Genomic DNA, 21,166 nt, shown 5'->3' with positions numbered 1-21,166 from the left:
TGTATCGGAACTCTACATAGGGGTCGGTACCCGTTCGACGGGAATCCACAACTCGGCGTCCGCCTCGGTGCCGTCCGCGGAGACCCGGACCCGGGAGATCTCCGGTCCCGGTCGGCTGCGGTACGGGTTGGACGGAAACCACTGGGTGAACACGTCCCGCCACAGGTACTGCACCGCCTGCGGGAACGCGCCCGACGTGGTGAACACCGCCCACGTGCCCGCCTGCACCGGCAACGCGTCCATGTCCTGCGGCGGGACGGCGCTGGTCACCACGCCGTGCCAGTAGTCCAGCTCGGTGCCCTCGGCCCGACTGTCGGCGAGGTTGTCGCTGACGTTGACGATGCCCTTCGGCTCCTGATCGGAGAGGGCCTCGATCCGCCCCGTCGTCTCCTTGTCGATGCCCTTGATGAACGCGACGATCGCCGGGTTCATCCCCTCGTGCACCAGCGGAACCCGGGCCTTGCGCCCCACCAGCGCGAACGCGTCCTTGTCGACGATTCGGTAATCCATACTGCCGCTCCCTTCGACGGTGAGTCGGAAGGACATCCGGGGCTGGGCGCGCAGCGTCGCCCCCGTACGCCGAGCCTCTCCGGGCCCCACGCCGTGGACGGCCTGGAACGCCCGCGCGAACGCCTCGGTCGACCCGTAGCCGTAGTGCACCGCGACGTCGAGCAACGTCCGCTCCCCCGCCAGCACGTCCGCCCCGGCGACGGTGAGCCGACGGCGACGGATGTACTCCGACAACGGCATCCCGGCCAGCGCGGAGAACAACCGACGGAAGTGGTACTCCGACGTCAGCGCGATCCGCGCCAGCTCCGCCACCTCGATCTTCTGGTCGAGGTGCCGCTCGATGTACGTCATGGCTTCGTTGAGCCGCTCCAGCACCAGGATCTCCTTCCCTTTCGAGCAGTAACGCTAGGCAGCGAGGCCCTTGCCGCACCCGACATCCGGTGCCCGCAATGGTCGGGTCGACCGTCCTGTCGTAGCCTGGCGGACTTTGCTTCTTCGAGGAGGTTGACGTGGCCGAGTATCCGCAGGACGTCGTGCAGCGCTTCCACGGCACCCCGGAGCAGGTGGACGCCGGACTGGTCGGCGAGCTGCCCCGGAGCTGGGGGTCCGTGGTCATCGAGGACACCGCCGAGGAGTCGGGTTACCTTCCGGCCCTGGAACGGCTCGGCTACCGACTCGTCCTGCGGGAGCCCTGGTGACATGGGCACCGGATGCTGCTCAGCCCGGCCGAGGACGTCAACCTGAACGTCTGTCCCCCGGGTGCGCCGGAACCCGTCCGGCACCGACTGTTCCGCGACTGGCTGCGCTCGCATCCGGAAGACCGGGAGTGGTACGCCACGACGAAGCGACGCCTCGCACGGGACACCGCGCATCGCCCCCGCGACTACAGCCTGGCGAAGAACGACGTCATCGACGAGATCTACGCGCGCATCTTCGCCGCCTGACCGCGCGCACACGTAGATCTTGGACACTTTCCGTTAGGAGCTAACGGAAACTGTCCAAGATCTCGGCAAGGGGCGGGCGTCGGCCCCGCTAGCGGGGTGGCTGCTGCATGATCCAGGTGGGTACGGGCTCCGACAGCGAGCCCAGCACCTCCCAGCCGGCCCGGCGGTACAGCTCGACGTTGCCCGGGTTGCTGGTCTCCAGGATCGCCGGAAGTCCGTCGGCGGCGGCGCGATCCAGCCCGGCCCGCATGACGGCCCGGCCCCAACCGCGTCCGGCGCTGTCCGGGTGGGTGCCCAGCACCCCGAGATACCAGAACGGGTACGTCGGCAGGGCCGCGTGCATCGTCTCGTCGTAGCTCTCGACCCGGGCCCGCACGTCGGCCGGGTAGGGAGACGCCTCCGGCGACCCGTGCGCGGCGGCCGGCACGGGAGCCGCGCCGGCAGCCGGCACGGGAGCCGGCACGGGAGCCGCGCCGGGAGCCGGCACGGGAGCCGCGCCGGCAGCCGGTTGCCCGGCCGGCGGGTCCCAGAGGGCGACCGACGCGCCGCCGCCGAGCGTCCAGACGGACGACCGGTGCACCCGCTTGTCGAAGAGGTGCCCGAAGAAGGCGGCGGCGTACCGCGGGTAGGTGGCCTCGTCGGGGAACAGGTGCCGCAGGACGGGATCCTTCACGAACGCGGCGACCAGGCAACCGACCACCGTCTCGCGGTCCGCCGGGGTGGCGATGGCAATCTCGGGCGCCGTCATGAGATTGACGATATTGCAGGCCGACCGGCCCCACCGACCCCGGCGCGGGACGGCAGACTCGTCGCATGAACATCGATGACTACCGGCAGCACTCCCCGTACAGCGATCCCGGTCGGCATGCCGCGCTGCTCGACGCCGTCCCGGCCGACATCGCCTCGGTGGCGGCGACCGCCCGCAATGTGATCGTCCACTACCGCGCTGGTGGGGTCGAGTTGCCCCCCGACCGGCTCGAAGAGGTCAACTGTCGCTGGGTGGACCGCATCCTCGACACCGACCAGTCCCGATTTCCGCTGCCGCTCGCTGCGGAGCGTCCGGCCGTGGACCGGGTGGCCGGCTGCTGCCGGGACCACACACTGCTCTCGGTCGCGGTGCTGCGTCAGCACGGCATCCCCAGCCGCAGCCGGGTCGGTTTCGCCTCGTACTTCGCACCCGACTGGCACCACGACCACGTGCTGGTGGAGTACTGGGACGGCCGCCGGTGGGTCTGGGCCGACCCGGAGCTCGACCCGGCCGGCGACTGGGGGTTCGACGGCTACGACATCGACCCGAAGGCCGGGCTCTTCGACTCGGCGGCGCGGGTGTGGTCGGCGTACCGGGCCGGGACGATCGATCCCGACCGGTACGGGGTGAGCCCGGAGCTGCCGGTCCGAGGCGACTGGTTCATCCACGACTACGTCCTGATCGAACTGGCCCATCGGCAGAAGGACGAGTTGCTGCTCTGGGACGGCTTCGGCGCGATGACCGAGGACCTCGCCACCGCCGACCTCACGCTCGTGGACGAGATCGCCGCGTTGCTGCTGGCCGCCGACGACGGCGACGAGGCAGCGGAGAAGGCCCTCGCCGACCGGTACGCCGGCGACGCCCGGCTCCGCCCCGGCACCACGGTGGAGAGCATCTCGCCGGTCGGCAGCGTCAGCGTGGTCGACCTGCGCCGCTGAGCGACACCCGCGCTATCCGAAGGTGAAGGCGTACGCGGCCGCGTCGGGCTCACCGAACGTGATCTCCAGAGTCCGCTCGCGGACCGCGTCGTCCTGGCGTACGAGCTGGTAGAGGCGACCGTCCTGGAGCACCCCGTTGCCGTCGGCGTCCACGTCGACGCCGTGCGACGGGCCGGGAGCCTCCCCGTCGAGGAGCACCCGGAACGGGATCGCGCGTCCCGCCGGCCCCAGCACGAGGTGCGCGTCCCGGGCGTGGAACCGGAAGGCGATGCTCCCGCCGGCCTGGCCGACCACGACGCTCTCCGCCCCGATCGTCCACTCCCCCGCCAGCGCCCACTGGTTGAGGCCCAGACGCTCCGGCAGCCGGTAGGCGCGGCGTTCGTCGAGCGTCGGGCCGTCCGGCGACGCGAAGTGCTCGCCGCGGCGGAAACCGAGGTACGTCTCGGGCGTGCGCAGGTTGTCCCAGTCGGCCTCCGCCTCCGGTCCGACCCCTTCGACGGGTACGGGATCCCGCTCGATGCCGAGCAGGTCTTGGATGCTCCGCTCGGACTGCGCGTAGCGCCCCTCGCCGAAGTGCTCGTCACGGAAGACGCCGTCGCGGTCGACGAAGTAGAGCGCCGGCCAGTAGTGGTTGTCGAAGGCCTGCCAGATCGCGTAGTCGTTGTCGACGGCGACCGGGTAGTCGATCGACCGCGCCGTGACCGCCCGGCGCACCTGGTCGACGTCGTGCTCGAACGAGAACTCCGGGGTGTGCACCCCGACGACGACCAACCCGTCGTCGCGGTACGCCTGCGACCAGGCCCGCACGTACGGCTCCTGGCGTAGCCAGTTGATGCAGGTCAGCGTCCAGAAGTTCACCAGGACGACGCGTCCGCGCAGGTCGTCCGGGCCGAGTGGCTCGGTGTTGAGCCACCCGGCCGCCCCGGTGAACGGGGGCAGGTGCACGGCCATCTACCGCAGCGACCGGAAGGCGGTCCGAAGCTCCTCGGAGAAGATCTTCGGCTGTTCCCAGGCCGCGAAGTGCCCGCCCACGTCGAGCTTGTTGTAGTAGATGAGATTGGAGTACGCCTGCTCGGCCCAGCTCTGCGGCGCCTCGTACAGCTCGTCGGGGAAGACGCTCACGGCGACCGGGATCTTGACGCCCTTGGCGGCGAAGAACGAGAGCTTGTTCTCCGCGTACAGACGGGACGCGGAGACCGCGGTGTTGGTCAACCAGTAGAGCGAGATGTTGTCCAGGATGTCGTCCCGGGTCAGGCCCGCCTTGGCGCCGTCGAAGACCTGCGCGATCAGCGCGAGACTCTTGGCGTCGTGGTCGAGCAGGAAGGACGCCAGGCCGACCGGGGAGTCCGCCAGCCCGGTCAGCGTCTGCGGACGCGTCGCCATCATCAGGGCGTACGCGACGTGCTTCCACACGTAGTTGGCTTCCTCGGCGGCCCGCATCTCGTCGGCGGAGAGACCGGACGGCAGTGAGCCCATGGCGTTGTTCGCGCCGGTGGTGTCGCCCTGGAACAGCAGGTCGATCTCGGGTGGGATCGCGCCGGGCATGTTGGTGTGGATACCGAGCAGTTCCGGGGGCGCCTGGAGGCCCATCTGGTCCACGATGACCGCGCCCCAGTCGCCGCCCTGTGCGACGAACCGCGAGTAGCCGAGGCGCTTCATCAGCTCGGTCCAGGCGGTGGCGATCTTCTGCGGGCTCCAGCCCGACTCGGTCGGCTTGCCGGAGAAGCCGTGCCCGGGCAGCGACGGGATCACCAGGTGGAAGGCGTCGGACGCGCTCGCGCCGTGGGCGGTGGGATCGGTGAGCGGTTCGATGATTTTCATCTGCTCGATCACCGAACCGGGCCAGCCGTGGGTGACGATGAGCGGCAGCGCGTCCTCGTGCTTGGAGCGCACGTGGATGAAATGGATGTCCACTCCGTCGATGGTCGTCATGAACTGCGGAAGGGCGTTCAGTCGCGCCTCGACCTTGCGCCAGTCGTACTCCTTTTCCCAATAACGGGCGACGGCCTGAATGGTCCCGAGTGGCACGCCCTGCGACTGGTCGTCCACCGTTTCCTTGTCCGGCCAGCGGGTCGCCTTGATACGCCTTTTCAGGTCGTCGAGGTCGGCCTGGGGAATGTCGACCGAGAACGGCCGAATTTCGGTCGTGCCGGGACGGGTCTTGGTTTTGACAGCCATGCGGGTTCCTCTCCGTCTAGGTTTGCGCCCTGCGAGGAGAATTCATGGGCCTGTGCGCCATTTCCGACAATGGGCACGCCGCCGCCATATCTCGGAGCCTAGAACGCCGCACCCGAGGCCCGTGGCGATATCGCGGTCAGGGGGCTGCGACCGCCTGCTCGGCGGCTCGACTGACCTGCTCCCAGCCCGCCCAGGTGTCCATCCGTCGGCGGGAGATGTCGAATGCCAGGTCGTACACCATGCTCCCGAGCAGGAGTCGCAGCGGCGGGTCGTCGCTGTCGACGAGTCGGAGCAACGCCTCGGCGGCCAGCCGGGGTTCGCTGTCGATCGACCCTTCCGCCCACTGTCGTTCCAGTTCGGCGCGCAGCGGCGCGTACGCCTCCAACGGGGTGGTGGCGGCGATGCTGGTGTAGAGGTCGGTCCAGTATCCGCCCGGCTGCACGATGCTGACCGTGATGTCGAAGGCCGCCGCCTCCATGGCCAGGGCCTCGCTCATGCCCTCCAGGGCGAACTTGCTCGCGCTGTACAGGCCGGTGCTCGGGAAACCGCCCAGCGCGGCGATGCTGGACACCTGCACGATGTGGCCGGACCGCTGGGCCCGCAGGTGCGGCAGCACGGCCTGACCGACCCAGAGCGCGCCGAAGAAGTTCACCTCGAACTGGTCGCGCGCCTCGGCCTCGGTGAACTCCTCCACCATGCCCATGGACATGGTGCCGGCGTTGTTGACGACGATGTCGAGCCGCCCGAAGTGCGCGACGGCGGTGTCCACGGCGGCGACGACCGCCGCCCGGTCGGTCACGTCGAGCGGCAGGGCCAACAGTCGGTCGGCGTGCCGCTCGTCGAAGTCGCTCTGGGCGATGCTGCGGGACGCGGCGACCACCTGGTCGCCCCGGTCGAGCGCGGCGGTCGCGAAGGCACGGCCCAGACCCCGACTGGCGCCGGTGATGAACCAGGTACGCATGAAGGTCTCCCCTTGGTTGTTGCGAGACGAGACGGTCCGTCTCGCTATGGCCAGAAGGTTAGGCGTTCACTGACACCGCCGTCAAGACGAGACGGTCCGTCTCGTTACTGATATCGTGTCGTCCCATGACGCCCAACACGGCCCGCCGCAACGAGACGTCGCGGCGCGCCATCCTCACCGCGGCCTTCGACCTGCTCCAAGAGGTCGGGTACGCCAAGGTCAGCATCGAGGGCATCGCCACCCGTGCCGGCGTCGGCAAACAGACCATCTACCGCTGGTGGCCGTCCAAGGGCGCTGTCATCTTCGACGCCTTCCTCCTGCTCAGCGAGGGCGCCGAGGGCGAGCCGCCGACGCTGCCGGACACCGGCGACCTGGCCGCGGACCTGCGCCTGGTGCTCCGCGCCACCGTCGAGGAGATGAACGATCCACGGTACGAGCAACCGATGCGCGCGCTCGCCACCGAGATCACGCTCGACCCCGAGCTGGCAGCCGCGTACGCCCAACGGTTGGACGGGCCGCTGCGGGAGGCCAAACGGCGACGTCTGCGCAGCGCCCAGCAGGCCGGGCAACTCGCCGACGACGTCGACCTCGACGTGGCAGTGGACCTGATCTGGGGGCCGGTGCTCAACCGGTGGCTCTACCGCAGCGGTCCGCTCACCACCGCGTACGCCGACCGCGTCGTCACCACCGCCCTCGACGGGCTGCGACCCCGTAGACCCGGCGAGTGACCGCCTTTGCGTTGCCGTAGCCCGGTGCGGCAACATCAGGCGCCGTGACGGCACCAGGCACGGAACCCGTAAACGACACCCCGGCCAGCACACCCCGGATCAGTCGACGGGTCCGGCACTGGTTGGTCGGCGCCGGCCTCACCGCCCTGGCCGCCACCCTCGGCATCACCCTCGCCGTACGCGGCGGCGCCACCCCGGCCTGCGCCGCGCCCCCGTCGGGAAACACCGTCCACAAGGGAACTGCCAGCTTCTACGACGCGGGCCGCTCCGGCGGCAACTGTTCGTTCCCCGGCCCTCCGGCGGATCGGCTCTACGTGGCGCTTGGCTCGGCGCAGTATTCCAAGGGAGCGGCCTGCGGCAGCTACCTGGACGTGACGGGCCCGAAGGGCACGGTCCGGGTCATGGTCATGGACCAGTGCGGCGGCTGCGGACCGACGAAGATCGACCTCTCCACCGAGGCGTTCACCCGCATCGCCGACCGTTCGCAGGGCATCGCGTCCGTGACGTACCGGGCGGCACTCGACCCGCCGCTCGACGGAGGCCTCACCTTTCGGATCAAGGGCGGCGCCTCGCAGTGGTGGTTCGCCGTACAGGTCGGCAACCACGGCAACCCGCTGCGCTCGGTCGAGGCGAAGGGGACCGGCGGCGGCTTCCGCAAGGCGGCCCGTCAGACCGACAACTACTGGACCATCGAGGGCGGGCTCGGCCCCGGGCCGTACACCATCACCGTCACCGACGTGTACGGGCACCGGGCGACCGCCACCGGCATCCGGATGGTCACCAAGCAGGTGCAGCGCAGCACGGTGTCCCTCGTCAGCCCCGCCACGCCGAGCAGTTCACCCTCGCCGTCTCCCCCGGCCTCGCCCTCGGCCCCGTCCTCACCGAACCCTGCCCTGCCCTCGCCCGCGCCGACGGCGACCGTCGAAGCGCTCGCCGGGTCCGCCCCGCTCGGCGGCCCGCGCTGCTGACCCGGCACGCCGAGGACTCCGGCTCGTAACGGCTCGCACGTCGTGCGCCCGCGAGTCGGCGGCGGGCCGAAGCCCGCCGCCCTCGGCCTGTTCCGGTTCGAGCGGACCTAGACGTCGCGCACCAGGCGTACGCAGCTGTAGGCGACGTACCCGTAACATCCCAGGCAATCGGGGTGCACGACGATCCATTTGTTACCGCCACCGCAGGCCGAGTAGGAACCACCGGAGACATTGGAGCAGGCCGAAGAGGCCCACGTACCGGAGCGGAGAATCCCGTCAGTCGAGTGGTTCGTGCCTGGACCGGTGCGGATGTTGATGTTGCCCATTCCAGACTTCGGTGTCACCGCACAGGACGCCGCAGCCGCAGCGACGGACCGGTTCGGCTCGGCGGCGTGACCTGGTGCGCCTGACGCCAACAGGAGTGTCGCGATGGCCAGGGCGACGACCGCCGACTGCCTGATCCCCGTTTGGAATTGCATAGGACTTCCTCTCCAGGTGCGCTCACGAGGTTGCTCCTCTAATCGACATCCTTATATAGGTGAAGCCAGCCGTCACATGAATGTCGCGTCCGAGACAAGGAGCATTCCTGACAGATCGATGCGCTGCCGACGCCGAAGTCGGTACGACGAGCTGACAACCACCGTGCAGAGACGGTCGAGCGCCACGGCCCACTGGTCAGCATTCGTCCTTTGCGAGGCTCGCGAACTCCTCCATGGACACGGTCCGCTGCTCGTCGAGGCTGTCCACGACCTCGGTGATCAGGACAGATCCGGGCCGCAGGTCTGCCACCTCGGCGAACCGGAAGGTCACCGCGTGCGAGGTGAAGCTGTTGTCATCGGCGACTCCGTACATCCGGAAAACATCGTCCGGGTCAGGGACCGGATCAGGTGGAAACCCCTCCAGGCGTACCGCGGTCGGCGAGGTCGCGGCACGCGGCACGCCATACCGTCGTCCCGGCCAGGAGGGCCAACTCCTGGAGGCCGCCGTGCCGGACGGCGAGGGCGAGACCGAGCGTTTCTCGGCAAGGAGGATGACCTTGCCTGGTGGCCGGTCCGCGCACCAGGACAGAACCGCGAAGGGCCGACCGTCGGCGTCCACGGTCAGGCCGGTGACGGCTTTGATCACAGGGGTGCAAGCGCTCGAGCCGGCCAGCACGAGCATCGCAACGATCAGCGAAGCGCTGATCCGCCGCGCCTTCATCAGCATCTGAGTCGCCACACCCTGACGGTCGCAGCACCGCGTCAATCTCCGACCCCAACCACGTCACAGACTGATGACGGTTAGTGACCTGTTGCTGATCCCCTTGCCCTTCGCTTGAGTTCGAACCCACACGGCCACGGCCACGGCCGTCCGGCGGGCGGGCCGCGTCTGCCGGGTCAACGCGCGGCGGTGAACCTCCGATCCGTTCACTCGGCAAAGGGCAGCGGGCAGCAGGAGGTCCCGGCGCAGGCGATCAGATCGTCGCAGCCGGCCGAGATGGCGGCCCGCAGGGTGTCGCGGATGACGGTTAGGTCCGCCAGCTTCTGCTCGACCTCTGTCAGCTTGTCGCTGGCACGCGCCTGTAAACCAGCGCCGGACCGCCGACGCCTGAAGGCATCGAGCAGATCGGCGACCTCGTTGAGGGTGAAGCCCAGACGCTGCGCGGTCTTGATGACTCGCAGCAGGGTGACCGCCTCGGTTGGGTAGAGCCGGTGCCCACCCGGTGACCGCTGGGGCGGGTCGAGCAGGCCGCGCCGCTCGTAGTAGCGCAACGTCTGCTGGTTGACTCCGGCCGCGTCGGCCAGTTGCCCGCTGCGCATTCCCGGTCCGGTCACCGATGGTCCCGAACAGACACGGCCCGCTCGACGAGGGCGTCGAGCACGTCGACGTGGGCCGCCGAGACCCGAACGTCCAGCGACAGCAAACCCGCGTCAGCCCGGGAGAGACCGAAGGTAAAGAACGAGCAGCAGGACGACTCCCGGGCCGTCAGGTCACGCGCCGCCTCTTCGACCTGCGTACCGCCGTCGAGATGTAACCGCAGATGCTGGGCCGACAGCCGTTCGAGGCCCCGCACCGCCTCGGTGAAGAACCGGTCGAACTCGGCGAGCCGCAGCGGCCGTTCAGCCGTCGGCAGGGTGCAGGTCTCCGGCACCCAGGCGTCATCCGTCGCGATGTGGTGGTCACTCATAGCCCGACGGTAAGCCCGTACCCCGGTATCGGTTGCAAGCCCAGTGTGCGGTAGTCCGCGCACCGGCCGCTAACGCATCGATCCGTCGTCGTGACCCGTTGCAGCAGCGCCCGCCGGTGGTGTACGGCAGGCGGCGGAAGAGAGAGAAGGGACACCCCCCGACGGCAGTTGACATGCGTTTCGCGCGAGTGACAGCGTTGTCATCGACTCATTTCCTCCATATGAGACGAGGAGCGCATCTTGCTCTATCGGAACTCACCGCACCGTCGGGCGACGGCAGCCGCCGCAGCCGGCATCCTCATCACCGGGCTGGCACTCGCTCCGTCCGCGCCGGCGCAGGCCAGCCGTCACAAGGCGCAAGACGGGGCTGTTCGCTCGGGCGACGCACGTTTCGAGGTGCTGTCCCCGACCCTGATCCGCACCGAGTACCAGAAGGACGGCAAATTCACCGACGCCGCCACCTTCAACGCCATCGGGCGCGACGACTTCCCCCGTACGCGTTTCACCACGCACGTCGACCACGGCTGGCTCACCATCGACACCGGCGCGATGACGGTGCGCTACCAGGTCGGCTCGGGCGCGTTCACCGCCGACAACCTGACCGTGCAGCTCAAGGCCGGCAAGCAGACCGTGCAGGGCCGACCCTGGGCCGGGCACACCGCGCCGGCCTGCGTGTTCGGCGCACTGTGCGAGGCCGAGTCGCTACAGCTCAACGGCCCCGGCGTGGCCACCGACCACCAGGGGCACACCGGACGCGGCTTCGCGGCGGGCTTCGCCTCGGCCGGCGACTCGGTCACCTTCGCGCTCGACGCCCCGGCAGCCGGCACGAAGCAGCTCACCGTCCGCTACGCCAACAGCACCGGCGGCGACGGCCAGAACGTGGCCCGCACCCTGACGGTACGGGTCGACGGCGACGCCGGCCGCACGCTGACGCTGCCGCCCACCACGAACTGGGACACCTGGGGCCTGGCCAGCGTGCCGGTCGACCTCACCGCGGGCCGGCACGAGATCAGCGTCGTACGGGGCCCCGACGACTCCGGCAACGTGAACATCGACAGCCTCGCCGTGGTCAACCCGGGTGACCCGTTCCCGGCACCGACCCCACCCCAGCCGCAGCCCATACGGTTCGGCACCCTCGGCGAGGCCGAGACCGGCGCCCTGACCGGCGGCGCACGGCCCGCGAACGACCACAACGGCGCTTCCGGTACGGGATTCCTGGCCGGTCTGGAAAACACGTCCGCCGCCGTGGCGCTCACCGTGACCGACGTCCCGTCGGCGGGTGACTACCGGGTGCAGATCCGGTACGCCAACGGCCAGGCCGGCTCCCAGCCGAGCCAGGCGCGCACCATGTCAGTCACGGCCGGAACGGCGGCACCGGTCACGGCGGCCCTTCCGCCGACCAGCGGGTGGGACTACTGGAACACCGTCTCCGTCCCGGTCCGCCTCGACCGCGGCACCAACACCGTGACGTTGGGCTGCCCCACGGACGCCAGCTGCAACGTCAACGTGGACACGGTCGCCGTCACCGGCAAGGATTCCCCGCTGCTCGCCCCGCACGCGCCGCTCGGCGGCTACCGCCGCGGCCTGGACGGCGTGACGGGTTCCGCGCTCACCGCGCCGGGCCTGCTCTACCAGGACGGCTGGTACCTCCTCGACGACTCGGCCTCGGCCCTGCGCACCACCAAGCCCCGGCCCCACCCGGAGCAGGACGGCTACGTCTTCGCGTACGGGCAGGACTTCACCCGTGGGCTCAAGGACCTGTCGACGCTGACCGGGCCCACCAAGCTGCTGCCCCAGTGGGCGTACGGGGTGTGGTACTCCGAGTACTACGACCGCACCGCCACCGAGTTCCAGGACCTGGTGGCCCGGGCGAAGGCCGAAGGCGTACCCCTTGATGTTCTTGTCCTCGACACCGACGTCAAGGCGCCGGACAAGTGGAACGGGTGGAGCATCGACCCCACCCGGATCCCCGACCCGAAGGCGTTCTTCGCCTGGGCGAAGAAGCAGGGCCTGCACACCGGCATCAACATCCACCCGAGCATCCTCGGTTCGGACCCGACGTTCGCGCAGGCGCAGGCCACCGCCAAGGGCAAGCTGCAACGCGTCGGCTGCAACGGCGGCCCCGACTGCTACACCTTCGACTTCGGCGACCCTGACCAGCTCAAGGCGTACATGCAGCTCCACGACGGGATGCTCCCGAAGGGCAGCAAGGGCCCGGACCTGTGGTGGCTGGACTGGTGCTGCGACAACACCAAGTCCTCGCTCGCCGGGGTGACCGGCGACGCGTGGATCAACCAGCAGTACGCCGACAAGACCGGCTTCGCCTTCTCCCGGGCGTACGGCTCATTGCAGGCCGGCGGCTACAGCAGCCCGACCCCGGTGTCCACCGGCCCGTGGGCCGACAAGCGCACCACGCTGCACTTCACCGGCGACACCACCAGTGACTGGTCGACCCTCCAGATGGAGGTCGGCTACACGCCGGGTGAGTCCGCCGCGACCGGCCTGGCCGCGGTCAGCCACGACATCGGCGGGCACACCGGCGGCCTCCAGGAGCCGGGCACCGAACCGGGCAGCACCAAGCTCCCCGACGACCTCTACGCCAGGTGGGTCCAGTTCGGCACGTTCCAGCCGATCGACCGGCTGCACTCCAACCACAGCGACCGGCTGCCCTGGCAGTACGGCCCGGCGGCCAACGCGTCGGCCAAGAAGTTCCTCAACCTGCGCAAGGAACTACAGCCGTACACCTACGCGGCCGCCAAGGAGGCCACCCGCACGGGTATGCCCATCGTCCGCTCGATGTACCTCGCGTACCCGAACGAGCAGGCCGCGTACGCCACCGCCGGTTCCCAGTACCTCTACGGCCCGGACTACCTGGTGGCACCGGTGACGACGCCGGGCGACACCGCCACCACGTCGGTGTGGTTCCCGCCAGGCAACAGCTGGACCGACATCTTCACCGGGAAGACGTACCGGGGCGGCACCACGCAGAACATCACCACCACGCTCGACACCATGCCGGTGTTCAAGAAGCACTGAGGTTTCAGGGATCCGGTTGCCGGCCGGGTGGGGGCGACCCACCCGGCCGGTTCCGTTCCTGGCTATCGATGTGGCCGGCGGGCCAGCGACAGCCAGCCGAGGAACCGGCCGTGCAGCGCGGACAGGTCCGGGCGCAGCCCCAGGCCATACACGTCGTCGATCGCCTCCTGCATCGACGCGGCCAGGTAGAACGCCAGCGCGATCGAATGACCGTAGAACTCCGTCGCGAGATCGAGCCGAGCCCTACCGCACGGCCAGGGCGCGGCGCAGTTGCGGCACAACCACGCCGGGCGCATCGGCAGGTGCGCTGTCATCCGACAGGCACCGGACGTCGGCGGCGTCTGACCGGCAGGGCCTGCATCCGCACGCCCGCACGCATCACGAACAACTCGCGCCGCGCGACAGCGTCGCCCGCCGCGTTCAGCTGGTAACCCTCAATCCAGACCCACCCGTGGTACGTGTGCCGCTCAGGCAACTCACGGATGACGCGCACGACGATCGGGCGCAGAAACTGCACGCTCGCCGCGGTGGTCAGGCAGACCACGTCACCGGCCGCCATCGTCCCGATCACCGCGACCCCCGCCAGATGGTCCGCTTAGCTGATCCCTCTCCTGACATGCCCCGAACCTGTCAGGCGCAGCAACCGCCCATCCATCACAGCGGGTAGTAACCGGGCGGATAACTTTCATCCACGTTGGATGTCGATCAGTTCCGGCTATATGACCACCGGATAAGCTGGCCACCACCCAGGTTTGGGAAGGAGCCACACGCATGAGCGTCAGGGCAGCCACAGCGTTCACCGTGCCTCCTTCACTCTGGGACACCACCGACATGATCGACGCTTTGGCCGCCCGCGACATTGCGCGCGTCTTCCGCTTGGTCCAGCGCGCAACCCGCGCCAGCCAAACCCACCTCGGCGTTGCCACGGGTCTCAGTCAGGCTCAGATCAGCGAGATCATCAGCGGTACCCGTCGGGTCAGCAGCATCGACGTACTAACCCGCATCTGCACCGGCCTTGCCATGCCCGGTCATGCGCGAATGACACTGCTGCTTGGTGAGCACCCATCCCAGGCCACGCCCCGTCCTGACGGCGACGGCGGCAATCGCACACGGGTAGTGTCCGCCCAGGCAGGATGCGCCGACCGCGGCCGGTCGGTTGACGAAGATGCCCGGGAGTGGTGTTCCGACGTCACCGCGATCTACTTGAGCCGGTCTGAGTTCACCGCGAAGATGCCACCACACGTCCTCTTCGACGGCGCTACGGACATCCGGGCCGCCGGCCTGTCGCTCAACATCCTCTGCCAGCAGTATGCCGACAACCAACTCCTCAAACTCCTGGCCGCCGGCACCCACCTCCGCTGCCTGTTTCTTGACCCTGCTGGCGACGCAATTAAGAGGCAAGAGCGTGAGGACGACTATCCAGACGGTCACCTCAGCGCGCTCACCGAACTCAACATCCAGAACCTCGCCGGGCGCATCCGCAATCGGCTTCCAGCCGATGCCCACGAGCGCCTGGCCATCCGCGTGTACGACGAAACCGTCCGTGCCAACGTGCTCCTAATTGACGACCGGCTCTGCGTTGTCCAGCACTACCTACCGCAGATACGCGGAGTTGACTCCCCGACGATGGTCGTCGAGCGCACCGCTATCACTCCCGGCCTCTACACGGTGTTCGACGGGATGTTCACCTCGCTGTGGGAACGCAGCCGCGAGCTATGAGCAACTTCGCAGACCTTCTGCCTCTGGCCAACGAGGCTGTCGACTTGGCGCATCACATCATGCGGACCCTTCAGCCTGGCACCCTCACCAGCAAGGGTGACCGCGACATGGCATCCGAGGTGGACTTCGCCATCGAGCAACAGGTCCGCGAACTCCTGGCTGCCAGGGCACCCGACATCGGCTTCCTCGGCGAGGAACACGGCCTGAGCGGCGATGCCACGGAACTCATGTGGGCACTGGATCCAGTGGACGGCACCGTCAATTTCGTGCACGGCTCACCCCTGTGCGCCATCTCTCTCGGCCTCATCCACAAGAAAAGGTCAGTCCTAGGCATCATTGATCTACCATTCCTGGGCACTCGTTATCAAGCCGCCGAAGGGTGCGGTTCTTTCGCCAACGGAGAGCGCATCTATTGCAGTCAGACAGAGGATTTGCAAGATTCCGTCGTCGCTATTGGAGACTACGCTGTAGGACCTGATGCGGCAGCCAAGAATGTTCAGCGGCTCGCTATCACGCATCAACTAGTGCGGAATGTTCAACGGATCCGCATGCACGGATCGGCCGCAATCGACCTGGCATGGCTGGCCCATGGCAAGATCGATGCTTTCATCATGCTGAACAACAAGCCGTGGGACACGGCTGCGGGCGTCGTGATCGCAAAGGAGTCCGGCGTCCAGTTGGTCGACGTCGACGGGACGCCACACAGTGCAGACTCCACTGCGACGGTCGGTGGAAACGATCAGGTTCTTCCGCTCGTCCTCGCGCTCGTCCAGCAAGCTCTCTCTTCCCCGCAAGCTCACATCGTCGCTGGTCGGCCGGGAGACTGAGCGGTATGGAAGCCATCTGGTCCACCTCGACGCCTTCGGTGGAGTCCTCCCCCGCTTGGGTCGAGTCGTTGGGCGGTCCTTTGCTCGTGGTACCGGTTTCGGTGTTGAGCGAGTGGGGTGGCTGCACGTCCGCCGGGACGATCGCGGATACCGGAGACGCCCTGGATGACTACGCCCGCGCCTGCGAGGTTGATGGCCTGGCAGGTGTGATCGCTATCGGTAGCAGCGGCCGGTAAGGACTTGTCTTGGCGGACGAACCCGCCAGAACCTGCTATCTGCCCGACCGGCGGACGTTCGTCCGTTGGCTCGGCGCCAACTCCGAGGCTGAGCTGATCAACGTCGCGAAGTCCATCCTCGACGACCCTGCCGTCGACTGGGCGCAATGTGGCATCTGGCAATCTAGGGAAGTACCAACTGATGACGACCATCGCCAAGAAGGTCGGTGGGCCAGTGGGGCTTCTGTTCGCGACTCTCGGCAGTGGGTACCTCATCGGTCGGACCGCTGAAGCGGGTGGCAAGAAGGCATTCAAGGCGTCCCTAGCCGCGCTCAAGAAGAGGAACACGCCATGCGCGACGAAGGGCCAGCTCTTCAGGGTCGTCACCGACGGTGAGGACGGCAGCGGCTTGAAGCTCAGTGCTGGTGACGAGTACCGAGTTCTTGAGTGCGACGGCGATGCGATCCTCATCGAAGTCCTGAGCGATCCCAACAACCCGTACTTCGTGTCCAGCGAGTTCTTGACGACCATCTCAGACTTCCCGGCAGAGGACACAGGCGAGGCCCAAAAAGGCGACTGACCTGTGCCGCAGCTCGAGACGGGACGTGACCCTCGGAAGGACTTTGCTCCTGCCCGCTCCGTGCCCGATGCACGCGGCCAGGGGTAGCTTCGACAGCAACGGTGACAGCAACCTGCCCGGACGAGGACGCCCGCCGGCGCACGAGTGCGGACAATCGCCCGAGGTCGCGAAGGCGGACAGACGACGCCGGACGACCTGCACCGAGCTTGTAAGCGAGTTGTCAGCGTCTGGTGTTGAGCGGTACGGCCGCTAGGTATCCGGATCCTGCTCGGTGGACGTCTGATAGGTGTAGGCGCTGGCTTCAAGTTCGCTGCGTCCGTGTGGGCTGAGCTGGCTGTAGTACGTCCAGAACTCGTTGAAGGCGTCGCCGAGGGCCGGAGCGTAGGCACTGCTCAGGGCCGCTGTCCGTAGCGTCAGCTCACCGTCAAGCACGGCGCGTGCCATCTCGCGCAGTTCGGGCTGCGGGGAGTTGGCGAGCCGGTCGAGGTTGTCGCGTAACCCACGGAGACGACGCGGGTCCCCGTTGGTGATGTCGGAGAGGTCGCTCACTGGATGATCCCGGGCGATGCTAGAGGATGGTCGTATCCGCTGCTGCCAGGCAGCGTGGGCAGCTTGACGTTTTCGAGGTCGCTGAGTCTGTGTGTTAGTGCGGACCGGAATGCGAGGACGGCGGCGCTTGCGTGTTGGTAGAGCTGGGTGGCCTGGCTCCACAGCTTGAGCATGTAGGCGACTTCGGCGGCGGCGACGCCGTAGCCGACGATAGCGCCGACGCCTGTTGCGGAGGTCGCTGTCCCGGCAGCGGCGGCGATGCCGGCGATGATTGCGGCGTCGATGAGGCCCTTGATGATGCCGCCGATGGCTTCGCTGATGGACCAGATGGAGTCGGCCATGGCCTTGTACTCGTTGCCGATGTCGTTGAGCGGTCCGCGCAGTGAGGCAGTGGCGCTGGAGAGTTGTGTGAAGTAGCTGTAGGCGGCGTCTCCTGCCTGTCCCTGCCACGTCTGCCGAAGGGTGGCAGCGCCGGTCTGGGTGTTGAGGGCCAGGTCGTGTAGCGCGGAGCCGACGTTGGTGAGGACGGGTTGCATGGTGGCGAGTGCTTCCCAGTTGCCGAACAGGCGCTCCTGTAGCCAGGAGATGGGGTCGAAGCCGAAGACGACGTCGAAGCCCTGCATGGCCCAGGACGTAGGGCTGATGTTGTCCATCCAGCCGAGGGCGTTGGGCGGGTTTGCCGGTTCTGGGGGCGGGATCAGGCTCGCGGTGACATCCCGGATGTCGATGAAGGGCGGTGGGAGGCAGACGAGCGTGGTGAGTTCTTGTTCCAGCGGGGTGGGCGGTTGGCATGGAGCAGCGCCGGGGAGCGTGCGATCAAGGCTCGCTGCGGTGGCGAGGTCGTTCAGCCGGTAGTACATCGAGGCCGCGACCAGTTCGGGACCGGAGGCGTCCAGCAGGGTGGTCAGCCGTCGCATCGTGTCAGAGATGACGGTGACGGCGTGCCGGTGCCCGTCGGCGGCGATGGCGATCAATTCACCGCCGGTAGCGTCCTTGTTGTGAGTGCCGATGTAGCCCGTGATGGCGCACGAGTCGCCGCTTGCGCGGTCCAGTTGTCGGGCGTAGTTGGCCAGCGCAAATGGTTCGACGGTGAAGCTCACGGCTCCACGACCGTGGCTACTAGGACGAGGCCGACCAGTCCGATCACCACGAGCGCGCTTGATGCCACCAGGAGCCTGACAGTCGTCTTCCACTGCCCCCGGGTGGGGTAATAAGCAGCGCCGACCAGCCCGGCGAGGACGAGGACACTCATCGGAATCAGGCGTAGCCCGTCTGCCGCCCCGACGACGATCCCGAATACGCCGACAAAGCCGAAGAAGATCGCGACGTTGGCGATGGCGGCGCGCAGGTTGCCGTAGGCCGTTTCCTGGAAGTCGGACACCGCACCTCGGACGTCCCGCTCCGACTGCACACGATCTTCCGCAGACATCGACCTGCGCGACTTGCGTCGACCCTTGTTACTCCCCGCAACCATGCCGCGACGATAGCAACCACCCGGCGATTTAGGCTGTCCCTAGATACGCGGCTCAGGGCAGCGAGGACGGTAAGGATGAGGGGGGCTCGCGGTCCCTGAAGTTGTCCGACGAGAGGCACGAGAAGGCTAGGCACCATACCGCCTAGAGATCCGGCGAGGGCGTGCCACCGGACGGCCAAGATCCGGAACATGTGCGGAATGATCATGCGCACGACAGAGAGTCGTTCGCGTATACGCCCTGGTAGAGCAGGGTGTGCGTCAGTAGGCGCTAGACCCTTCCTAAACCGTCTGCGGCAGCAGCATTGACGGCAGCGGAGACAGCAACGGACGGGGACGAGGGCGGCTGCCAACAGGTAGACCACGGACAGCTGCCCGAGGTCTCAGGCGCGAGCGAACCTCGCGGATGAATCGCTCAGGCGAACGAGTCGCCGGTCACGGCCTTCCGCCTCAGGGATCGGTCGCGGATCGGTCGCGGATCGGTCTCTGCTGCCGAATTTCTCTGTTTTGAATCAAGGCACCGCGCTCCGCGCGGTGCAGGGCGGCAAGCCCGGCCGGCGGCAAGCCGCCCCGGCCGCCTACGGCGCCGGGGCGGTGAGCCACCGACAGCCGCCGGGACACCGCCCCACGGGTCGGATCTCAGCTCAGCCCGAGTTCATCCGGGAAGCGGTCGTGAAGCGCGGCAACCGCATGCTTCAGGCAGTAGTCGAGGCTGTGGCCGTCGACCCTGATCGACGCGCCGTCGAGCCGCTGACCCGAGATCACCACGGTCCAGGGCTTGCGCTCCCGCTCCCCGTCAATCTTGACGAGCGCGACCAGGCCCATCTCCCCCAGGTGCTCCAGCAGCTCCGGCACGCACTCGTCCCACCTCATCCACGAATGGGATCACCGAAGCACGCGACGGAAGCCAGCGGGTCGGCCTGGTCGTGCGTCAGGGCTTCCGGCTGCCGCGCCAGTCCAACCCCGGGACTGGCTTGCCACCGGGTCACCGGGTAGCGGCACCCGCTCCACCGCCAGGAGGTGCCCGACCCTCCCCCACAGCCACCGGCCCGACTCCGGGATCAATGAGCGCCGGCCCGGAAAGGCCCCACAGCGGCACAGCCTGACCGACCCGAGACGAGGCCAACTGAGCCGACGCTCAGGGCGTCTCCAGGGCGTCAGGGCGTCGTCAGGGCGTCAAACGCCGCCCAATGTTGACCATGAACGACCATCGACGCCCGGACATAGAACCAGCTCAGAGCCTGGATCGCGGCTCTGAGCTGGTGGGCGACGGACGAGTCGACCTGTACGCCGGATTCTGTGCGCGACGCGTACCCCGAAGGATCCGCGCCGGCGGCGGCCATCCATCTCGGCCTGCCGTTGCCGGCAGGCTCCAGCGGCCTACCCGCAGACATCGGGCGGGCAGCCCTCAAGCGTCTGCGCCGGGTCGCCATCTTGCGGTGACGGCCCTTGCTTGGCCTTGCTCCGGGCGGGGTTTACCGAGCCACCCCGGTCACCCGGGGTGCTGGTGGGCTCTTACCCCACCGTTTCACCCTTACCGTCCCCGTTGGGGGTCGGCGGTCTGTTTTCTGTGGCACTGTCCCGCGGGTCGCCCCGGGTTGCCGTTAACAACCACCCTGCCCTGTGGAGTCCGGACGTTCCTCGGCGGCGGGCCGGAGCCCGCCGACGCGACCGCCCGGTCGACTCGTCCGTCGCGCTCCCATCCTAACGACGAGCGTGCGGCCGGTATTGCCACCCCGCCGGACCAAGATCGCGCAGCTCACGGGCGGTCCGGCGGAGCCGCCCCGGAAGGCGGCAGCTAGCCTCGTGGGGCTATGGATCTCTCCCACGCCGCGCTGCTGCTCGCCGCCGGTCTCGCCGCTGGCACTGTCAATGCGGTGGCCGGTGGTGGCTCGTTGATCACCTTTCCGGCGATGATCGCGGTCGGTCTGCCCCCAGTGCCGGCGAACGTCAGCAACTCGGTGGCGGTCTTCCCCGGGTACGTGGCCAGCGTGGCGGGCAGCCGGCAGGACCTGCCGCGCCCCCGTGCCCTGGCCACACTGGTGCCGACCACGATCGTCGGCACGATTATCGGGGCGTTGCTGCTGCTGGCCACGCCGGCCCGCGCGTTCGAGCTGGTCGTACCCTTTCTGGTTCTCGGCGCGACAGCGGTCCTGGCCTTCCAGGACCCGCTGCGCCGGCTGGTCGGTCACCCCCGGGACCTGTCGCCACGCCAGCGGACGGTCGCGGTGCAGACGATGGTCGCGCTCGGCGCGGTGTACGGCGGGTATTTCGGCGCGGCCCTCGGGGTGATGCTGGTCGCCGGACTGGCCCTGGTGCTGGACGCGACCCTGGCGCGGGTGAGCGCGATCAAGAATCTGCTGTCCGCCGTGGTGGGGTTGACGACGCTCGTGGTGTTCGCCCTGTTCGGCCCGGTGAACTGGGCGGCCGTCGCGGTGGTCGCGCCGGCCACCCTCATCGGGGGGTACGCGGGCGCGCGGCTCGTCCGTCGGCTGCCGCCGGTGGTGCTCAAGACGATGATCGTGGTGTTCGGTACGACGATCGGCCTCTACCTGCTCTACCGCGCCCTGAACTGACCCCGCCCGACGCCAAGATCCTCGCGGCTTACCGCGAAACCGTTGCATCAG

Annotated in this window: 24 protein-coding genes, 1 other RNA gene and 1 pseudogene; 11 read left to right on the top strand and 15 right to left on the bottom strand. The window is 68.3% G+C overall.

Annotated elements, in window-relative coordinates:
* Positions 1-12: 12 nt before the first annotated feature.
* On the bottom strand, positions 13-885 hold the full coding sequence (locus GA0070612_RS13970; protein ID WP_088988284.1) for an AraC family transcriptional regulator: 873 nt from the start codon (positions 883-885) through the stop codon (positions 13-15).
* A gap of 134 nt (positions 886-1,019) precedes the next feature.
* Between GA0070612_RS13970 and GA0070612_RS13965 the strand changes: the two genes are divergently transcribed.
* Together GA0070612_RS13965 and GA0070612_RS13960 are read left to right on the top strand one after the other, a co-directional pair.
* The gene (locus GA0070612_RS13965) at positions 1,020-1,208 is read left to right on the top strand and encodes a hypothetical protein (protein WP_088988283.1); all 189 of its coding nucleotides are present in this window, start codon (positions 1,020-1,022) and stop codon (positions 1,206-1,208) included.
* A gap of 12 nt (positions 1,209-1,220) precedes the next feature.
* Complete coding sequence (locus tag GA0070612_RS13960) at positions 1,221-1,454, top strand: GrpB family protein (RefSeq protein ID WP_088988282.1); 234 nt, start codon at positions 1,221-1,223, stop codon at positions 1,452-1,454.
* An 88-nt stretch (positions 1,455-1,542) separates the two neighbouring features.
* Here the strand turns inward: GA0070612_RS13960 and GA0070612_RS13955 are convergent, their stop codons facing one another.
* Positions 1,543-2,202, bottom strand: a complete 660-nt coding sequence (locus tag GA0070612_RS13955; RefSeq protein WP_088988281.1) for a GNAT family N-acetyltransferase — start codon at positions 2,200-2,202, stop codon at positions 1,543-1,545.
* 65 nt (positions 2,203-2,267) lie between these two features.
* Here GA0070612_RS13955 and GA0070612_RS13950 point away from each other — a divergent pair, with 65 nt between their 5' ends.
* Positions 2,268-3,140 (top strand): transglutaminase domain-containing protein, encoded by an 873-nt coding sequence (locus tag GA0070612_RS13950; protein ID WP_088988280.1) that lies wholly within the window; start codon positions 2,268-2,270, stop codon positions 3,138-3,140.
* 12 nt (positions 3,141-3,152) lie between these two features.
* On the opposite strand, the gene GA0070612_RS13945 is transcribed toward GA0070612_RS13950, so the two are convergent.
* From GA0070612_RS13945 to GA0070612_RS13935, 3 genes are all read right to left on the bottom strand, one after another.
* Positions 3,153-4,091 (bottom strand): redoxin domain-containing protein, encoded by a 939-nt coding sequence (locus tag GA0070612_RS13945; RefSeq protein WP_088988279.1) that lies wholly within the window; start codon positions 4,089-4,091, stop codon positions 3,153-3,155.
* Complete coding sequence (locus GA0070612_RS13940; RefSeq protein WP_088988278.1) at positions 4,092-5,318, bottom strand: epoxide hydrolase family protein; 1,227 nt, start codon at positions 5,316-5,318, stop codon at positions 4,092-4,094.
* Positions 5,319-5,454: 136 nt separating this feature from the next.
* Complete coding sequence (locus GA0070612_RS13935; protein WP_088988277.1) at positions 5,455-6,279, bottom strand: SDR family NAD(P)-dependent oxidoreductase; 825 nt, start codon at positions 6,277-6,279, stop codon at positions 5,455-5,457.
* Between the two features lie 125 nt (positions 6,280-6,404).
* Here GA0070612_RS13935 and GA0070612_RS13930 point away from each other — a divergent pair, with 125 nt between their 5' ends.
* Positions 6,405-7,007 carry a TetR/AcrR family transcriptional regulator gene (locus GA0070612_RS13930; protein ID WP_088988276.1) on the top strand — a complete coding sequence of 201 codons (603 nt, stop codon included), beginning with the start codon at positions 6,405-6,407 and terminating at the stop codon, positions 7,005-7,007.
* A gap of 44 nt (positions 7,008-7,051) precedes the next feature.
* Entirely contained in the window at positions 7,052-7,975 is a 924-nt protein-coding gene (locus tag GA0070612_RS13925; protein ID WP_088988275.1) for an expansin EXLX1 family cellulose-binding protein, read from the top strand.
* Between the two features lie 675 nt (positions 7,976-8,650).
* Here GA0070612_RS13925 and GA0070612_RS13920 read toward each other — a convergent pair.
* The 3 genes from GA0070612_RS13920 to GA0070612_RS13910 form a co-directional block, all read right to left on the bottom strand.
* Positions 8,651-9,181 carry a hypothetical protein gene (locus tag GA0070612_RS13920; protein ID WP_088991489.1) on the bottom strand — a complete coding sequence of 177 codons (531 nt, stop codon included), beginning with the start codon at positions 9,179-9,181 and terminating at the stop codon, positions 8,651-8,653.
* A gap of 200 nt (positions 9,182-9,381) precedes the next feature.
* Positions 9,382-9,789 (bottom strand): MerR family transcriptional regulator, encoded by a 408-nt coding sequence (locus GA0070612_RS13915; RefSeq protein ID WP_088988274.1) that lies wholly within the window; start codon positions 9,787-9,789, stop codon positions 9,382-9,384.
* Positions 9,786-10,142 carry a hypothetical protein gene (locus GA0070612_RS13910; protein WP_088988273.1) on the bottom strand — a complete coding sequence of 119 codons (357 nt, stop codon included), beginning with the start codon at positions 10,140-10,142 and terminating at the stop codon, positions 9,786-9,788. Before GA0070612_RS13910 ends, GA0070612_RS13915 begins: the two co-directional genes overlap by 4 nt.
* Before the next feature lie 240 nt (positions 10,143-10,382).
* On the opposite strand from GA0070612_RS13910, the gene GA0070612_RS13905 reads away from it, so the two are divergent.
* Entirely contained in the window at positions 10,383-13,178 is a 2,796-nt protein-coding gene (locus GA0070612_RS13905; protein ID WP_088988272.1) for a TIM-barrel domain-containing protein, read from the top strand.
* 62 nt (positions 13,179-13,240) lie between these two features.
* Here GA0070612_RS13905 and GA0070612_RS13900 read toward each other — a convergent pair whose 3' ends face one another.
* A complete protein-coding gene (locus GA0070612_RS13900; RefSeq protein WP_088988271.1) occupies positions 13,241-13,492 on the bottom strand; it encodes a hypothetical protein in 252 nt (83 codons plus the stop codon).
* Positions 13,489-13,737 carry a hypothetical protein gene (locus tag GA0070612_RS13895; RefSeq protein ID WP_231924556.1) on the bottom strand — a complete coding sequence of 83 codons (249 nt, stop codon included), beginning with the start codon at positions 13,735-13,737 and terminating at the stop codon, positions 13,489-13,491. The genes GA0070612_RS13900 and GA0070612_RS13895 overlap by 4 nt, the downstream gene beginning before the upstream one ends.
* A gap of 212 nt (positions 13,738-13,949) precedes the next feature.
* Between GA0070612_RS13895 and GA0070612_RS13890 the strand changes: the two genes are divergently transcribed.
* From GA0070612_RS13890 to GA0070612_RS13875, 4 genes and pseudogenes are all read left to right on the top strand, one after another.
* Positions 13,950-14,897, top strand: a complete 948-nt coding sequence (locus tag GA0070612_RS13890) for a DUF5919 domain-containing protein (RefSeq protein ID WP_088988270.1) — start codon at positions 13,950-13,952, stop codon at positions 14,895-14,897.
* Positions 14,894-15,724: an inositol monophosphatase family protein gene (locus tag GA0070612_RS13885; protein ID WP_088988269.1), complete on the top strand. Its 831-nt coding sequence runs from the start codon at positions 14,894-14,896 to the stop codon at positions 15,722-15,724. The genes GA0070612_RS13890 and GA0070612_RS13885 overlap by 4 nt, the downstream gene beginning before the upstream one ends.
* 5 nt (positions 15,725-15,729) lie before the next feature.
* Positions 15,730-16,230: pseudogene (locus GA0070612_RS33045) on the top strand (Imm21 family immunity protein).
* Complete coding sequence (locus GA0070612_RS13875; protein ID WP_088988268.1) at positions 16,142-16,519, top strand: hypothetical protein; 378 nt, start codon at positions 16,142-16,144, stop codon at positions 16,517-16,519. Before GA0070612_RS33045 ends, GA0070612_RS13875 begins: the two are co-directional and overlap by 89 nt.
* Before the next feature lie 249 nt (positions 16,520-16,768).
* On the opposite strand, the gene GA0070612_RS13870 is transcribed toward GA0070612_RS13875, so the two are convergent.
* The 5 genes from GA0070612_RS13870 to rnpB all read right to left on the bottom strand — a co-directional run bounded on the left by GA0070612_RS13870 (position 16,769) and on the right by rnpB (position 20,226).
* A complete protein-coding gene (locus GA0070612_RS13870; RefSeq protein ID WP_088988267.1) occupies positions 16,769-17,068 on the bottom strand; it encodes a hypothetical protein in 300 nt (99 codons plus the stop codon).
* Positions 17,065-18,168, bottom strand: a complete 1,104-nt coding sequence (locus tag GA0070612_RS13865; protein ID WP_088988266.1) for a WXG100 family type VII secretion target — start codon at positions 18,166-18,168, stop codon at positions 17,065-17,067. Before GA0070612_RS13865 ends, GA0070612_RS13870 begins: the two co-directional genes overlap by 4 nt.
* Positions 18,165-18,449 (bottom strand): hypothetical protein, encoded by a 285-nt coding sequence (locus tag GA0070612_RS13860; protein ID WP_157742475.1) that lies wholly within the window; start codon positions 18,447-18,449, stop codon positions 18,165-18,167. Before GA0070612_RS13860 ends, GA0070612_RS13865 begins: the two co-directional genes overlap by 4 nt.
* A 729-nt stretch (positions 18,450-19,178) precedes the next feature.
* A complete protein-coding gene (locus GA0070612_RS13855; protein ID WP_231924555.1) occupies positions 19,179-19,394 on the bottom strand; it encodes a hypothetical protein in 216 nt (71 codons plus the stop codon).
* Between the two features lie 415 nt (positions 19,395-19,809).
* An RNA gene (rnpB, locus tag GA0070612_RS13850) (RNase P RNA component class A) lies at positions 19,810-20,226 on the bottom strand.
* Between the two features lie 127 nt (positions 20,227-20,353).
* On the opposite strand from rnpB, the gene GA0070612_RS13845 reads away from it, so the two are divergent.
* Entirely contained in the window at positions 20,354-21,115 is a 762-nt protein-coding gene (locus tag GA0070612_RS13845) for a sulfite exporter TauE/SafE family protein (RefSeq protein ID WP_088988263.1), read from the top strand.
* Positions 21,116-21,166 lie beyond the last annotated feature (51 nt).

The sequence above is a fragment of the Micromonospora chokoriensis genome (assembly GCF_900091505.1).
Lineage (GTDB): Bacteria > Actinomycetota > Actinomycetes > Mycobacteriales > Micromonosporaceae > Micromonospora > Micromonospora chokoriensis.
This window is presented reverse-complemented; position numbering and strand designations above follow the sequence as displayed.